The 14,430-nt window shown below is 68.6% G+C and carries 16 protein-coding genes; 8 read left to right on the top strand and 8 right to left on the bottom strand.

Annotated features, from left to right (window positions below; genetic code table 11):
* Nucleotides 1-26: 26 nt before the first annotated feature.
* From OG558_RS12540 to OG558_RS12530, 3 genes are read right to left on the bottom strand one after another with little or no spacing between them, the layout of a single operon-like run.
* Entirely contained in the window at nt 27-2,096 is a 2,070-nt protein-coding gene (locus tag OG558_RS12540; protein WP_405070375.1) for a bifunctional aldolase/short-chain dehydrogenase, read from the bottom strand.
* Between the two features lie 5 nt (nt 2,097-2,101).
* Nucleotides 2,102-3,265, bottom strand: a complete 1,164-nt coding sequence (gene rhaI, locus OG558_RS12535) for an L-rhamnose isomerase (protein WP_405070374.1) — start codon at nt 3,263-3,265, stop codon at nt 2,102-2,104.
* A gap of 3 nt (nt 3,266-3,268) precedes the next feature.
* Nucleotides 3,269-3,610 carry an L-rhamnose mutarotase gene (locus OG558_RS12530; RefSeq protein ID WP_405070373.1) on the bottom strand — a complete coding sequence of 114 codons (342 nt, stop codon included), beginning with the start codon at nt 3,608-3,610 and terminating at the stop codon, nt 3,269-3,271.
* Nucleotides 3,611-3,945: 335 nt separating this feature from the next.
* On the opposite strand from OG558_RS12530, the gene OG558_RS12525 reads away from it, so the two are divergent.
* Nucleotides 3,946-5,073, top strand: a complete 1,128-nt coding sequence (locus OG558_RS12525; protein WP_405070372.1) for a LacI family DNA-binding transcriptional regulator — start codon at nt 3,946-3,948, stop codon at nt 5,071-5,073.
* A gap of 101 nt (nt 5,074-5,174) precedes the next feature.
* The gene (locus tag OG558_RS12520) at nt 5,175-6,269 is read left to right on the top strand and encodes a YbhN family protein (protein WP_405070371.1); all 1,095 of its coding nucleotides are present in this window, start codon (nt 5,175-5,177) and stop codon (nt 6,267-6,269) included.
* A gap of 3 nt (nt 6,270-6,272) precedes the next feature.
* Here the strand turns inward: OG558_RS12520 and OG558_RS12515 are convergent, their stop codons facing one another.
* Nucleotides 6,273-6,971, bottom strand: coding sequence for a TetR/AcrR family transcriptional regulator C-terminal domain-containing protein (locus OG558_RS12515; protein ID WP_405070370.1), 699 nt, complete (start codon nt 6,969-6,971; stop codon nt 6,273-6,275).
* Nucleotides 6,972-7,049: 78 nt separating this feature from the next.
* On the opposite strand from OG558_RS12515, the gene OG558_RS12510 reads away from it, so the two are divergent.
* The 3 genes from OG558_RS12510 to OG558_RS12500 are packed head-to-tail and all read left to right on the top strand — an operon-like array spanning nt 7,050 to nt 9,031.
* On the top strand, nt 7,050-7,853 hold the full coding sequence (locus OG558_RS12510; RefSeq protein ID WP_405070369.1) for an alpha/beta fold hydrolase: 804 nt from the start codon (nt 7,050-7,052) through the stop codon (nt 7,851-7,853).
* A 5-nt stretch (nt 7,854-7,858) separates the two neighbouring features.
* Nucleotides 7,859-8,425: a dihydrofolate reductase family protein gene (locus OG558_RS12505; protein ID WP_405070368.1), complete on the top strand. Its 567-nt coding sequence runs from the start codon at nt 7,859-7,861 to the stop codon at nt 8,423-8,425.
* A 54-nt stretch (nt 8,426-8,479) separates the two neighbouring features.
* Nucleotides 8,480-9,031 carry a DUF4240 domain-containing protein gene (locus OG558_RS12500; protein ID WP_405070367.1) on the top strand — a complete coding sequence of 184 codons (552 nt, stop codon included), beginning with the start codon at nt 8,480-8,482 and terminating at the stop codon, nt 9,029-9,031.
* Between the two features lie 24 nt (nt 9,032-9,055).
* On the opposite strand, the gene OG558_RS12495 is transcribed toward OG558_RS12500, so the two are convergent.
* From OG558_RS12495 to OG558_RS12485, 3 genes are read right to left on the bottom strand one after another with little or no spacing between them, the layout of a single operon-like run.
* A complete protein-coding gene (locus OG558_RS12495; RefSeq protein WP_405070366.1) occupies nt 9,056-9,721 on the bottom strand; it encodes a hypothetical protein in 666 nt (221 codons plus the stop codon).
* A 36-nt stretch (nt 9,722-9,757) separates the two neighbouring features.
* On the bottom strand, nt 9,758-11,017 hold the full coding sequence (locus OG558_RS12490) for an RNA polymerase sigma factor (RefSeq protein WP_405070365.1): 1,260 nt from the start codon (nt 11,015-11,017) through the stop codon (nt 9,758-9,760).
* On the bottom strand, nt 11,014-11,367 hold the full coding sequence (locus OG558_RS12485; RefSeq protein WP_328526901.1) for a YciI family protein: 354 nt from the start codon (nt 11,365-11,367) through the stop codon (nt 11,014-11,016). Before OG558_RS12485 ends, OG558_RS12490 begins: the two co-directional genes overlap by 4 nt.
* 179 nt (nt 11,368-11,546) lie before the next feature.
* Between OG558_RS12485 and OG558_RS12480 the strand changes: the two genes are divergently transcribed.
* From OG558_RS12480 to OG558_RS12470, 3 genes are all read left to right on the top strand, one after another.
* Complete coding sequence (locus tag OG558_RS12480) at nt 11,547-12,941, top strand: MFS transporter (RefSeq protein ID WP_405070364.1); 1,395 nt, start codon at nt 11,547-11,549, stop codon at nt 12,939-12,941.
* Between the two features lie 95 nt (nt 12,942-13,036).
* Nucleotides 13,037-13,192, top strand: coding sequence for a DUF6131 family protein (locus tag OG558_RS12475; protein WP_166679556.1), 156 nt, complete (start codon nt 13,037-13,039; stop codon nt 13,190-13,192).
* Between the two features lie 88 nt (nt 13,193-13,280).
* Complete coding sequence (locus OG558_RS12470; RefSeq protein ID WP_405070363.1) at nt 13,281-13,622, top strand: YciI family protein; 342 nt, start codon at nt 13,281-13,283, stop codon at nt 13,620-13,622.
* Here OG558_RS12470 and OG558_RS12465 read toward each other — a convergent pair.
* Nucleotides 13,614-14,390: an enoyl-CoA hydratase/isomerase family protein gene (locus OG558_RS12465; protein WP_405070362.1), complete on the bottom strand. Its 777-nt coding sequence runs from the start codon at nt 14,388-14,390 to the stop codon at nt 13,614-13,616. The two genes, OG558_RS12470 and OG558_RS12465, sit on opposite strands and share 9 nt — an antisense overlap.
* Nucleotides 14,391-14,430 lie beyond the last annotated feature (40 nt).

Genomic DNA, 14,430 nt, shown 5'->3' with positions numbered 1-14,430 from the left:
GGACATCCAACTCGGTCATGCGACTCCTATCGCAGGAACGCGGCGGCCACGCCGGCGTCGACAGGCACGTGCAGACCGGTCGTGTGGGTCAGCTCGCCACCGGTCAGCGCGAACACAGCGGCCGCCACGTGTTCCGGCAGAACCTCCCGCTTGAGCAACGTCCGCTGCGCGTAGTACGCGCCGAGCTCCGACTCCGGTACGCCGTACACCGCTGCGCGCTGCGCACCCCAGCCCTTCGCGAAGATCCCGGATCCCCGGACGACGCCGTCCGGGTTCACCCCGTTGACACGGATGCCGTACCCGCCGAGCTCGGCCGCGAGCAGCCGTACCTGATGTGCCTGGTCCGCCTTGGCCGCGCCGTACGCGACGTTGTTCGGGCCGGCGAACACCGAGTTCTTACTGGAGATGTAGACGATGTCGCCGCCGAGGCCCTGATCGATCAGCACCTTCGCGGCCGCCCGGGACACCAGGAACGAACCCTTCGCCATCACGTCGTGCTGCAGGTCCCAGTCGCGCTCGGTGGTCTCCAGCAACGACTTCGAGATCGACAATCCGGCATTGTTGACAATCAGATCGACGCCGCCGAAGGCGAGTACGGCCTCGCGCAGGGCCGCCTCCACCGCCTCGCCCGACGAGACATCGGCGCCCACGGCAACGGCCACGTCGGACGACCCGATCTCCTTCGCCACCGCCTCGGCCGCAGCCAGATCCAGGTCCGCCACCACGACACAGGCGCCCTCGGCCGCCAGCCGCTGAGCGATCGCCTTGCCGATCCCCGACCCGCCACCGGTGACGAACGCGACCCGCGTCGCCAGCGGCTTCGCCTTCGGCATCCGCTGCAGCTTCGCCTCTTCCAGCGCCCAGTACTCGATCCGGAACTTCTCCCGCTCGTCGATCGGCGCGTACGTCGACACCGCTTCGGCGCCCCGCATCACGTTGATCGCGTTCACGTAGAACTCGCCGGCCACCCGCGCGGTCTGCTTGTCCTTGCCGAAGCTGAACATGCCGACCCCGGGCACCAGCACGATCGCCGGATCCGCACCCCGCATCGCCGGGCTGTCCGGTTCCGCGTGCCGGTTGTAGTAGGCGGCGTAGTCCTCGCGGTACGCCGCGTGCAACTCGCGAAGCCGCGCCACCGCATCCTCCAGCGGCGCCGTCGCAGGCAGGTCCAGCACCAACGGCCGGACCTTCGTGCGCAGGAAGTGATCCGGGCAGGAGGTACCCAGCGCGGCCAGCTCGGCCAGCTTCTCCCGCGCGGTGAACTCCAGGACGACCTCGGAGTCGGTGTAGTGACCGACCTGTGGCTTGTCGGTGGACGCCAGGCCGCGGATCACCGGGGACAGGGCGGCAGCGCGCTGACGGCGTTCTTCAGGAGGTAGCGCCTCGAAGCCTTCGACCACAGCACCGAAGGGTTCGGCGACACCACGGTCGGCCAGGAAGGCTTCCGCCGTACGGATGATCTCCAGCGAGTTGGCCTCGCACTCCGCCGATGTGTTGCCCCACGCGGTGATGCCGTGACCGCCGAGGATGCAGCCGATCGCCTCCGGGTTCTCCCGCTTCACGGCCGCGATGTCGAGACCCAGCTGAAACCCGGGCCGCCGCCACGGCACCCAGACCACTCGCTCACCGAAGCACTCCGTGGTCAGCTTCTCCCCGTCGGCCGCGGTCGCCAGCGCGATCCCGGAGTCCGGGTGCAGGTGGTCGACATGCGGAGCGTCGACCAGACCGTGCATCGCGGTGTCGATCGACGGAGCCGCGCCGCCCTTGCCGTGCAGGCAATAGTCGAACGCGGCAACCATCTCGTCCTCGCGGTCGACGCCGGGGTACACGTCGACCAGCGAGTTCAGGCGGTCCAGCCGCAGTACGGCGAGACCCTTCGCCGTCAGCGTGCCGAGGTCGCCACCGGACCCCTTCACCCAGACCAGGTCGACGGGTTGCTGCGTCACCGGGTCGGTCGCCGTCCCCTTCGCCGACGTGTTCCCGCCGGCGTAGTTGGTGTTGCGCGGATCGGCACCGAGTCGGTTGCTCCGCGCAACGAGTTCGGCTGCAGTGCCTGACCGGGGCGGTGGGGTGGGGGAAGAATCAGAAACGGTCATCTGTTTCAGGCTCCCCATCCGGCTTGCTGACCGTCGGCGCGGTCCTTGACGATCTGTTCGTAGTACCCGCTGCGTTGGTAGGCGGCGACCGGGTTCGGATCCAGGCCCTGCGACTCGCGCAGGTCGGCGAGCAGCGGGCGGACGTCGGTGTTGTAGGCATCCATCAGCGCGGCGTTGGCCTCGAGTACGTCACCCGATCGCTGGGCCGCGCGCAACGCGTCCCGGTCGACCAGCAGCGCCTTCGCGGTGGCCTCCTGGACGTTCATCACCGAGCGGATGATGGCCGGGATCTTCATCTCGATGTTGTGGCACTGGTCGAGCATGAAGGCGATCCCGCGGTCCGGGTCGAGCGCGTCGCCACGGACGATCTCGTTCATGATCCGGAACAGCTGGAACGGGTCCGCCGCCCCGACCATCAGGTCGTCGTCGGCGTAGAAGCGGCTGTTGAAGTCGAACGCCCCCAGCTTCTCGACCCGGAGCAGGAAGGCGACGATGAACTCGATGTTGGTGCCCGGCGCATGGTGCCCGGTGTCGATGCAGACCGTTGCCTTCGGCCCCAGTTCGAGACAGTGCGCGTACGACGTACCCCAGTCCGGCACGTCCGTGGTGTAGAAGGCGGGCTCGAACAGCTTGTACTCCAGCAGCATCCGCTGGTCGTCGCCGAGCCGGTCGTACACCTCCTTCAGCGCGGTCGCGAGCCGGTCCTGCCGGTCCTGGATGTCGTCCTGGCCCGGGTAGTTGGTGCCGTCGGAGAACCACAGCTTCAGGTCCCTCGACCCAGTCGCGTCCATGATGTCGACACACTCGAGCAGGTGGTCGGTCGCCTTCCGCCGGACCGCGGGGTCCGGGTTGGTGACGCTGCCCAGCTTGTAGTCGTCGTCCTGGAAGACGTTGCTGTTGATCGCGCCGAGCCGGACGCCCTGCTCCTTCGCATACGCCGAGAGCCGCGCGTAGTCGTCCACCTTGTCCCACGGGATGTGCAGGGCGACGCTCGGCGCGACGCCGGTGTACTTGTGCACGACCGCGGCGTCGGCGATCTTCTCCTCCGGTGAGCGCGGCACCCCCGGCTGGCTGAACACCTTGAACCGGGTGCCGGAGTTCCCGAACGCCCACGAGGGCAGTTCGATCTCCTGGCGGCTGAGGGCGGCCTTCACGGCTTCGGTCGTCATGGTTCAGTCCCCTTCAATATCCAACGCAGTCAGGTGGAAGATCTCGGGCAGCAGCTGGAACAACTCGTCCGGCGGCCGGCCGTCTGTGCCGCTGAAGAACTCGGTCATCTGGGCTTGCCAGCGGGTGTTGACCTCGGTCGCCGCCATCGCCTTCTGCGCGGCCTCCAGGTCCGCGGACTCGACGTACCCGATCAGCAGGCCGTCGTCGCGGAGGAACAGCGAGTAGTTGTGCCAGCCGGAGTCCCGCAGCGCGGCCTGCATGTCCGGCCAGACGTTCCGGTGGCGTTCGACGTACTCGTCGAGGCGGTCGGGTCTGACCTGGAGGCAGAAGCAGTAGCGATTCACAAGATGCCCTCAGAAGTTGAACTGGTCGAGACTGGCGGCGGAGAACTCGGGCCGACCCTCGACACCGGGGAGCCGCGGGCGGGGTCGACCGACACGCCGAGGCGGATAGACAGCCCGTCGGCCATAGTCACCTCCAACTCGGGGCGGCCAGAAGCTGAAAGGTTTCAAGAGGACTGCACGAACGTAAGCGCGGGCCCCTCCAGCCGTCAAGACCTCGCCCACCTGTCGGCGTCCGATCCCGGACCATTACTGCGGAAATCACCCGACAACCAGGTAGGCTTCGCCAGCTAAGACGTTTCAAACCGGTCCGTCGCAGGACTCTTGACGCGGGGAGGATGAGCATGCCGGCAGACAGCGCGCCCGAGCAGACCTCCGGCCCCTCCCGCACGACCTCCCCTTCTCCCTCCTCCTCCGGGGTAGGAGGCCGGCGCCGGCGGGCCGCGAAGCGGCATGCCGCGGGCGTCAAGGCAGTGGCGGCGGCAGCGGGAGTGAGTTTGGGAACTGTTTCCAACGTGCTCAACCGGCCCGAGGTGGTCAGTCCGTTGACGCGGGCGAAGGTCGAGGCGGCGATGGCCTCGCTGGGGTTCGTGCGGAACGAGTCGGCGCGGCAGCTCCGCGCCGGCAGCAGCCGGATCCTCGCCTACCTGATGCTCGACGCCGGGAACCCGTTCTTCACCGACGTCGCGAAGGGCGTCGAGGAGGCGGCCCGCGCGGCCGGCCTGTCGGTCTTCCTCTGCAATAGTAACGAGGACGTCGACCGCGAAGCCGACTACCTCGACCTGCTCGAACAGCAACGCGTGCAGGGCATCCTGATCACCCCGATCGACCAGAACTCCTCCCGCCTGCGCAAACTCCCCTCCCGCGGTACGCCGGTGGTCGTGGTCGACCGCGCCATCGACGACGGCGAGCACTGCTCGGTCGCGGTGAACGACGTACTCGGCGGTGAGCTCGCCATCGCCCACCTGCTCGAGCTCGGCCACGAACGGATCGCGTACGTCGGCGGCCCGAACACGATCGGCCAGGTCATCGACCGCCGTGATGGCGCCCGCAGCGCACTGCGCAAGGCCGGCAAACCACCGGAGAACCTGATCGAACTGACCACCGGCGCCCTCACCGTCGCCGAAGGCAGGGGCGCAGGGCAACGACTCGCCGGCCTCCCGGCGGCCCGCCGCCCGACCGCCGCGTTCTGCGCGAACGACCTGCTCGCCCTCGGCCTCCTGCAGCAGTGCGTCAGCCTCGGCCTGCGTGTTCCCGAGGACCTCGCCATCGTCGGGTACGACGACATCGAGTTCGCCGAGGCGGCCGCCGTACCGCTGACGTCGGTCCGTCAGCCGCGGCAGCTACTCGGCCGGACAGCCGCGGAGCTGCTGCTGGACGAGTCGTCCAACCCGGACCACGAACACCAGCGGGTCACGTTCACCCCCGAGCTCGTCGTACGGACCTCGACCCGCGGCACCCTCTGAGCCGCGGCTCCACCGACCGGCCTCATACTTTGCGGCGGATGGTCGACCCGGCTGGTCGCGCTATGGTGGCGAGGCGAGTGGTCCACTGAGCGAGGTGAGACATGCGCGTCGCTGGCGGGGGTTTGGTGCGGCGATGGGGCGGCCGCGCGGTCGGCTTGGCGATCACCGGTGTCAGCCTGTACATCGTGGCGCCGAGCCTGCTGTCCCTCTTCGGAGCCTGGCCACGCCTCGCGGACGTGGAACCCTGGTGGTTCCCGGTCCTCGCGCTACTGGAGACCTGCAGCTTCGCCGCACTGTGGTGGCTCGCCCGATTGGCCTTGACCCAGCAGGCCGATGACAACGCCGTGGACGAGGCGCCGCCACCAGGCCATCCGGGTTGGGGCACGATCGCCACGGCGCAACTGGCCGGGAACGCAGCCAGCAAGGTCGTCCCCGGCGGCGCCGCCACCGGCAGTGTCGTCCAAGCCAAACTCCTGATCCAAGCCGGGCAGCCGTCGGCAGTCGTCGCCTCCGCTGTCACCGCGATCGGCCTGATGACCACCGGTGTGCTGTTGCTGTTGCCCGTCCTCACGGTGCCCGCGCTGCTGATCGGTCCACCGCCGGCCCGGCAGCTGGAGCTCGGCCTCCTGGTCTCGCTGATCATGGCGATCGTCATCGTCGGTCTCGGGCTCACCGCGCTCACCTGGAGCCGGTTTGTCGTAGTGGTCGGTCGTGCGGCCGGTCGCATCATCCACGTGGTCAAGCGCAGCGTGACCGCCGACAGCTGCGCCGCGCAGTTGGTCACGCAGCGGGACCGGGTTGCCGCTGCGTTCAAGGGCCGCTGGTGGGCTGCGGCCCTCGCGGCGGCCGCGAACCGCATGTTCGACTACGCCGCACTCGTGGTCGCGCTGGTGGCGCTCAATGCGCATGCGCGCCCCTCCGAGGTGCTCCTGGCCTATGTCGTTGCTCAAGCCCTCGCAATGGTCCCGGTGACGCCGGGTGGTCTCGGCTTCGTCGACGCCGGTCTCGCAGCGCTGCTCGTCGTCATCGGAATCCCCGCGGACACAGCACTCATCGGGACGCTCCTGTACCGGCTCGTCTCCTTCTGGCTGCCGATCCCGGTGGGCCTCCTGGCCTGGGCCGGCTGGCGGATCCACCGCCACGTCACCAATCCGTCAAGAACGAAGGCGCCCCCTTCCCTCGGGGACGACGCCTAGCAGTCAGGCGCCGTAGGCGGCGAGGAAGACCTCGGTCGCCTGATCGGCGAGCTTGTCGAGCTCATTTGGCTTCGGGCGCTCCCGGGTGCCGGCGAACATGGCCCGGTTCATCGGCTTGTACATGACCAGCCCGGCGAACTGGTACGCCGCGAGTGTCGGGTCCTCGAGCTCACGGAGCAAACCGCGTTCGGTCAGCCGGGTGAGCGCTTCGCCCAGTGCCTCCAGTGACTTCTCGAAACCGCTGGTGAACCAGGCCCCGCACACCTCGGGGAACCGATCGGCCTCGGCGATCACGAGCCGACGCAACTGGAGGACGCTGGCTGCGGTGAGGCTGTCGAGCAGTCGGCGAGCCAGCGCCTGCAGGCCTTCGCGCGCGTCCACGGCCCCGTCGAGGGTCTCGGCGTACGCCTGGACGAGTCCGTCCATCAGCTGATCGCTGGTGCCGAGGACGATCTCGGCGAACAGGCGTTCCTTGTTCTCGAACTGCTTGTAGACGGTCTGTTTGGAGACGCCGGCCTTCGCGGCGACCTCGTCCATGCTCGCGCCGAGGTACCCGTGCTGGAGGAAAACCTCGGTCGCCGCCGCCAGGATCGCCCGGCGCTTGCGCGGCGTCCGGCCCTCGCCCTCGATCGTGACGGCCTGCTCCGGCTGCCAGACGGCGGCCCGCTGTCGATACTCCACGACGTCCTCCTCTGCGGTCACGGAAATCATACTAGACAGTCCAGTTCCTTTCTGAGTACTGTACGGTCCAGTTCCCAACGATCACAGAGGAGAGGGACTATGAGCACACTGAAGTCCGCCGACGGCACGACGATCGCCTTCGAGGCGTGGGGCGAGGGGCGGCCGCTGATCATGGTCGACGGCGCCACCGCCCACCGCGCGGTCAACCCGGCGAATGCCGAGGTGGCGAAGCTGCTGAGCGACGAATTCCGGGTCTACGCCTACGACCGGCGCGGACGTGGTGAGAGCACCGACACCGCGCCGTACGCGATCCGCCGGGAGGTCGAGGACCTCGCCGCGCTGATCGAGGACGCCGGGCAGCCGGCCATCGTGTTCGGCTGGTCCTCCGGTTCACTCCTCGTTCTGGACGCGGCGGCGGCCGGGCTGCCGATCTCCGCCCTGACCCTGTTCGAGCCGCCGGTGGTGGTCGACGACTCGCGTCCGCCGCTGCCATCCGACTACGTCGAGCAACTCGACGCTTTCGTCGCGGCCGGTCAGCGAGACAAGGCGGCGGAGCTGTTCATGACAGCCGCGGCCGGGATGCCGGCCGAGTTCGTTGCCGGGATCCGGCAGAGTCCGTACTGGGCGCCGGTCGAGGACATCGCGCCCACGATCTCGTACGACGGCCGCATCATGGGGACCACGATGTCCGGCAACCCACTGCCCGCGGATCGCTGGGCGGCGATCGACGTACCGGTCCTGGTCATGCACGGCGACAAGACGGCGCCGTGGCTGGTCTCGGGTGCGGAAGCGATGGCCGCTCACCTCCGGACCGCGACGCTGAAGCCTGTCCCGGGTGAGAACCACAGCACGGAGCCGTCCGTGCTCGCTCCCGTCCTGCGCCAGTTCGCACACGAGGTGTGACTGCCATGGGGACGCTGGTGGTGACGACGTTCATCTCGCTCGACGGGGTCGCCGAGGCGCCGGGCGGGGGCGATTTCAAGTACGCCGAGTGGAGCTTCGAGTTCGACCGTGGTGAGGACGGCGAGCGGTTCAAGCACGACGAGGCGCTCGGCGCGGAGGCGTTGCTGATCGGGCGGACGACGTACGAAGGCTTCGCGGCCGCCTGGCCGAACTACGAGGGCGAGCTGGCCGACAAATACAACAGCATGCCGAAGTACGTCGTCTCCACCACGCTGACCGACCCCGCCTGGAACAACACCAGAGTGCTGTCAGGCGACGTGGTCGCGGAGGTGACCAAGCTCAAGAACGAGGTCACCGGCGAGATCCAGGTCCCGGGCAGCATCCGTCTGGTCCAGGCACTCCTCGCCGCCGACCTGGTCGACGAGATCCACCTGATGACCTTCCCCGTCATCCTCGGCACCGGCCGCCACCTCTTCGCCGAAGGCCCCCAAAAGACCAAGTGGAACCTAACCCAGTCCAAAACCTTCGGCGAAGGCATCCCCGTCACGGTCTACCAACGCGACCTGTCATAAATCACCTGCAATCAGCGCTCCCGTTTGGCCTAGGGGTGGTGAGACGCTTTGGGGGTGGACAGGGATGGATTCTGGGGGCTGGTTGAGGATGCGCGCGGTGGGGTGGATGACACCGTGGCGGATCCGGACGGGGTTGCGGACGCGCTGACCAAGGTGCTGGGTGGGCTGGAGGCCGAGGAGATCGCGGGGTTCGGGGTCGAGCTCGCGCGATTGCAGGTCGAGTCTTTCCGGTGGGATCTGTGGGCGGCGGCGTACCTGATCAACTCGGGGGCCTCGGAGGACGGGTTCGACTCGTTCCGGGGCTGGCTGGTCGCGCAAGGGCGGGAGGTCTGGGAGGCCGCGCTGGCCGAGCCGGACTCGCTCGCCGACGTGGTCGACGAGGACCGGCCGGAAGGCTTCGAGGGATTCGACGGTGAAGGCCTGCTGCATGTCGGCAGTCACGCGTACAAGAACGTGACCGGCGACGAGGCGGCGTACTGGAAGGCGGTCGACGCGGAGGCGCCGGACACGCCGGACCTGCCGGCCGGCAAGGAGATCGACTTCGACGACGAGGACGACCTGGAGACCCGCCTGCCCCGACTGGCCGCGCTCTACCTCGACGCCTAGCGACTAAGCGGGCTGTTTGCAGCGCTAGGCGGGCTCGCCGGACAGGCGTTCGATGGCGGCGCGGAGCCGGCGGCGCCAGCCGGGCTGACCGGCGTCCTGGTCGGCCGCGGCCAGGCTGACCAGGTGCTGCGCCATCTCGAACCCCTCCGTGGTCTGTGGCTCCACATCGGTCAGCGCGGCCTGCGGCTCGTCGTGGTCGAGCTCGATCCGCCGGCTCGTCCACCCGAACCCGTCCGGCACCAGCAACTCCGGCACCAGCGTCTCGTGGCTGAGCGATGTCAGCTCCTTGTCCCCGTTCCCGATGCTGAAGATCGTCGTACCCCGGCGCCGTACGTCGCTGATCCGCTCGAGCAGCGTCTCCGCCGGGTCCTCCTCGGCCACCACCAGCAGCGACTCGCCGCGGCCCGCGTCGCGCAACCGGTCCAGTCCGATCGCCAGGTGCGGCGGTGCGTCCGGTGGCGGCGCCCAGCGGACCAGCGACGGCCGGACGTCGTCGACCCCGGCCCGGTGCAGTTCGTCGTCCAGGTGCGCGGTCAGGTGCCACGGCTCGTCGTCGACCGGCCCGAACAGCATCAGCCCACCGGTCCGGGTGGTGAACCGCCGCAGTGAGTGCGCGAACTCGGTCGTCCGGCTTCCCAGCTCAGTACCGGTCAGCATCTCCCGGAGGAGTGAGGCCCTGGTCAGATCCACGGCTCAAACCTGACACATGTCCGGGAGCACCGCGAGTCAGGTCAGCCGGTCCGCCTTCGACTGCAGGTAGTTGCGTTCCGGGACACTCGTCGTACGGCGGGCCGCCAGCAGGTAACTCTCGCGCGCGGCGGCCAGATCGCCCGACATCTCCAGCAGGTGCGCGCGGACCGCCTCCAGCCGGTGGTGATCGGTCATGCGGTCGTCGGACTCGAGTGGTTCGAGTACGGCGAGTCCCTCCTTCGGACCGACCGCCATGGCCACCGCGACCGCGTGGTTGAGCTTCACCATCGGATTGTCGACCATCTGCTCGAGTACGTCGTACAACGCGACGATCTGCCGCCAGTCCGTGTCCTCAGCCCGTTCGGCGGTGTCATGTACCGCGGCGATCGCGGCCTGCACCTGATACGGGCCCAGCTGCGTACGGGACAGCGCATCCGTCACCAGCGCTTCACCCTCGACGATGACCGCCTTGTTCCACTTGGACCGGTCCTGCTCGGCCAGCGGGATCAGCGAACCTTCCGCACCGGTACGCGCGGGCCGACGCGCATCGGTGAGCAGCATGAGCGCCAGCAACCCCGCCACCTCACCGTCATCGGGCAGCAGCCTGCGCACGCCCCGCACCAGCCGGATCGCTTCCGTCGTGAGCTCCGCGCTGTGCAACGACGTACCCGACGAGGCGGTGTAGCCCTCGTTGAAGATCAGGTAGAGGACGTGCAGTACGGCGCCCATCCGCTCGTCTCGCTCCGCCTCGGGCGGCAGCTCGAACGTACTGCCCGCCTGCTTGATACTGCGTTTCGCCCGGCTGATCCGCTGCGCCATGGTTGCCTCCGGCACCAAGAACGCGGCCGCGATCTGCGCGGTGGTGAGACCACCGACCGCGCGCAGCGTCAGCGCGATCTGCGAGGCCGGCGACAGCGCCGGGTGGCAGCACAGGAACAGCAGCGTCAGCGTGTCGTCCCGGCCGCCCGGATCGTCGATTTCCGGGCCTGCAGCAACGAATTCCTCGGGCGGGGCGAGCTGGGCCACGTTCTCCTCGCGCCGCCGCCGGGCCGACTCGCTGCGCAGCAGATCGGTCAGCCGGCGCGACCCGACCCGGATCAGCCATCCGCGCGGGTTGTCCGGCACGCCCTCGCTCGGCCACTGCTGAGCCGCCGCGAGCAGCGCCTCCTGGACCGCTTCCTCGGCCAGGTCGAAGTGCCCGTAGTGCCGGACCAGCGCGCTCAGCACCTGCGGCGCCTGCTCACGCAGCAGCAGCTCGAAGTCGCCGGACTCGGACCGGCCGGCGGGGTCGCTCACATCTCCAGCCCGGACGCGTCCATCACCGGCCGCACCTCCACGGCGACGTACTCCGCGTCCGGCATCCGGGCCGCGTAGCCGATCGCCTGGTCGATGTCGTCGCACTCGACCAGGTAGAACCCGGCCAGATGCTCCTTGGCCTCGGCGTACGGTCCGTCGGTGGTGGTCGCGGTGTCGTCACGCACCTGCACCGTCCGGGTGGTGATGGGATCCGCCAGTCCGGCCGCACTGACCAGAAGGCCCTGCTCAGTGAGCTCACGCGACAGTGATTCGTGCGCCCGGGACAGACCCTCGCGTTGCTCGGCGGACAGGCTCGCCCAGCTCTCGGCGTTGCTGTAGATCAGCAGCATGTACTTCACAGGCACCATCCTGTCCCTCGCGGAGGCCGCTGTGACCCCCTGTCATCCGGTACGTCGGAACAGGGGTGCACAAGTTCGACAGTTCGAAATGTCGAAGTGGTCCCAGTGAACCCGACGTCTCCACCGAGTGACGCTCAGCCCGGGCGTCCCCGCCGTACTGGAGATGTCAGATGGTTACCGAATCGAAGCGCTGGTTCGCACTGGCGCTGCTCTGCCTGACCGGGTTCATGATCATCCTGGACGCGTCGATCGTGCTGGTCGCCGTACCGTCGATCGAGCGTGAGCTGACCTTCTCGACCGGTGGCGTGCAGTGGGTGCCGAGCGGCTACGCGCTGATGTTCGGCGGCCTGCTCCTGCTCGGTGGCCGCATCTCCGACCTGCTGGGTAGGCGGCGGGTGTTCATCACCGGACTGCTGCTGTTCGCCGGGTCTTCGCTGCTCTGCGGGTTCGCGTGGAGCGGTGACGCCCTGGTCCTCGCGCGAGGGCTGCAGGGCGCGGCGGCCGCCGTACTGGCGCCGAGTGCGCTGTCGATCGTGATGACCACGTTCCCCGAGGGTCCGGATCGCAACAAGGCGCTCGGGATCTGGGGAGCGACCAGTGGTGTCGGTGGTACGGCGGGGTCCCTCATCGGAGGGCCCGTCACGGACGGACTCGGCTGGCAGTGGATCTTCTTCATCAACGTGCCGGTCTGCCTGCTGGTCGCCGTACTGGCTCCCGTTCTGCTGCTGGACAGCCGTGGTCCGGGCCGCCGCGGTTTCGACGTGGCCGGCGCTGTCACGGTGACCGCCGCGCTCATCGTGCTCGTGTACGCCGTCATCGAAGTGCCTGACTCGGCGATCGGGTGGACTGTCTTGCTTGTGCTGTTGTCGGCTGGGCTGTTCGGGCTGTTCGTGGTCGTGGAGAAGCGGTCGGCCGCACCGCTCGTACCGCTGCGGATCTTCCGCTCGCGCGCGCTGGTCGGCGGCAACCTCATCACGATCGCTTGGGGGCTGGCGGCATTCGGGCTGAACTTCATCTATACGCAGTACGCCCAACTGGCGCTGGGAGTCTCCGCGATCCGCTACGGCCTCATGTCCGCCGTACTCGCGGCTGCCGCAGTAGTCGGCTCCATGGTCGGACAGCACCTCGTCACCCGAGTGGGAATGCGCAGGGTCGCGTTCGTCTCGCTACTGCTCGCCGGCGTCGGCACCACCGTGATGACTCAGCTCACCGTGGACTCCGGGTATTTCGAGCTGGCCTTCTGGGGTCTGACGATCTTCGGCGCCGGACTGGGCGCCGGAACGGTCGCAGGGGCCATCGCCGCCCTCAGCGACGTGGCCGGCCCGGACTCCGGCGTCGCCTCCGGTCTGCAGAACGCCAGCTTCCAGATCGGTGGTGCAGTAGGCATCGCCGTACTCTCCGCGGTCGCCACAGCCAGTACGACGGGTGCCACACCGACCGCGCTCACCCACGGCTACCGGGTGGCGTTCATGGCGGTGTGGTTGTTCATCGCGCTGGGTCTGGCGGGCTGCGCACTGCTCCTCGATCGGAAGCGCTCACCGCGGCTCGAACCAGTGGCGTCGTGACATCAAACGATTGTTGGAGGTTCGGAGCCGTGCGACTGGGCACCGGAGTCCCGTGGCTGCCAGCGACCGCCCGGCGGCTCTTAGAAGGAGGCTCCATGCTCATCCTCGGTTTGATCCTGCTGATTCTGGGATTCTTGCTGAGTATTCCGATCCTGTGGACCATCGGCATCGTGTTGCTGGTGGTCGGAGCGGTGCTCTTCCTGCTCGGATCGACAGGCCGTGCCGTCGGCGGACGCCGGCACTGGTACTGATCCACCCCTAGTCCGACCTGACATCAGAACCCCGTGGGCCACTCCGGCCCACGGGGTTCTGTCGGTCCGGGTCGCTACGGTGAGGCCCATGAAGTACGTCGTGATGATCTTCCGGAGCATCGATCGCACCTGGACCGACGAGGACCAGCAGGCGCTCGGCCGGCTGGTGCGGCTCGAGAGCGAGCTCGCGGCCAGCGGCGAGCTGGTCAGTTCCGAGGGCCTGCTGCCGCCCGAGGAGGGCCGGATCGTGCAGATCCGCGACGGCGCGCAAGTCGTCACCGACGGGCCGTTCGGCGAGGCGAAGGAGCAGCTCGCGGGCTTCTACCTGGTCGACGTCACCGACGACGCGCACGCCCAGGCGATCGCCGCCAGGGTCTCGGCCGCGGTCGGCGATCGGGTCGAGCTCCGCGGCACCCTGGTCTCAGCCTGAGTGCCACGGGAAGTCGGGCGAGCGCTTGCGGGTGAACGCCTCGATTCCCTCTGCGAGCTCACCGGAGGCGATCGTCTCCTGATACCGCAATCGGGCCGCGGCGTCCGCGTCCGCGCCGGCCAGCAGCGCGTTGACCGTCTCCTTGGCCGAGCGGATCGTCAGCTGCGAGCGCGAGACCATCGTCTCCGCGAACGCCTCGGCCTCCGCCGCTGGGTCGTCGACGACACGATCCACCAGGCCTTTCAGCTCGGCCTGTTCCGCGGTCAGCAGCTCACCACTGAAGAGCAGGTACTTCGTCGTCGCGGGACCGACCAGGTCCAGCAGCACCTTGATCGCGGCCGGCGGATAGACCACCCCGATCCGCGCCGGCGTCACCCCGAACGTCGCGTCCCGCGCGGCGAACCGGAAGTCGCAGTTCACCGCGATCTCGAGCCCGCCCCCGATGCAGTGCCCCCGCACCACCGCGATCGTCGGCTTCGGGAACTCCCGTAGCGCGGTCTGCGCGCGCAGGTTGAACACGCGCAACTCCGCCATCGGATCGGCCGGATCGTCACCGGAGATCAGTTCGCCGATATCCGCCCCGGCCGAGAAGCTCGGCCCTTCGCCGGTGACGAGCAGCACCTTCACCTGGTCGTCGGCGGCCAACTCCGCGAGCAGTCCGGGCAGCGCCTCCCACATCGCGCGGGTCAACGCATTCCGCTTCGCGACCCGATCGATCACCAGCCGGGCCACGACTCCACGCTCGACCCGCAACCCCAGCTCATCCACGCCCGCAGTCAACCAGGCAGTCACCCCTCTGCGCCGCCAG

This window comes from Kribbella sp. NBC_01510 (assembly GCF_045040325.1).
Classification (GTDB): domain Bacteria; phylum Actinomycetota; class Actinomycetes; order Propionibacteriales; family Kribbellaceae; genus Kribbella.
This window is presented reverse-complemented; position numbering and strand designations above follow the sequence as displayed.

Coding starts and splice junctions, on each gene's coding strand:
- OG558_RS12540 (WP_405070375.1), bottom strand. CDS start 2,096: ATGACCGTTTCTGATTCTTCCCCCACCCCACCGCCCCGGTCAGGCACT.
- rhaI (WP_405070374.1), bottom strand. CDS start 3,265: ATGACGACCGAAGCCGTGAAGGCCGCCCTCAGCCGCCAGGAGATCGAA.
- OG558_RS12525 (WP_405070372.1), top strand. CDS start 3,946: ATGAGCATGCCGGCAGACAGCGCGCCCGAGCAGACCTCCGGCCCCTCC.
- OG558_RS12520 (WP_405070371.1), top strand. CDS start 5,175: ATGCGCGTCGCTGGCGGGGGTTTGGTGCGGCGATGGGGCGGCCGCGCG.
- OG558_RS12510 (WP_405070369.1), top strand. CDS start 7,050: ATGAGCACACTGAAGTCCGCCGACGGCACGACGATCGCCTTCGAGGCG.
- OG558_RS12505 (WP_405070368.1), top strand. CDS start 7,859: ATGGGGACGCTGGTGGTGACGACGTTCATCTCGCTCGACGGGGTCGCC.
- OG558_RS12485 (WP_328526901.1), bottom strand. CDS start 11,367: ATGCTGCTGATCTACAGCAACGCCGAGAGCTGGGCGAGCCTGTCCGCC.
- OG558_RS12480 (WP_405070364.1), top strand. CDS start 11,547: ATGGTTACCGAATCGAAGCGCTGGTTCGCACTGGCGCTGCTCTGCCTG.
- OG558_RS12475 (WP_166679556.1), top strand. CDS start 13,037: ATGCTCATCCTCGGTTTGATCCTGCTGATTCTGGGATTCTTGCTGAGT.
- OG558_RS12470 (WP_405070363.1), top strand. CDS start 13,281: ATGAAGTACGTCGTGATGATCTTCCGGAGCATCGATCGCACCTGGACC.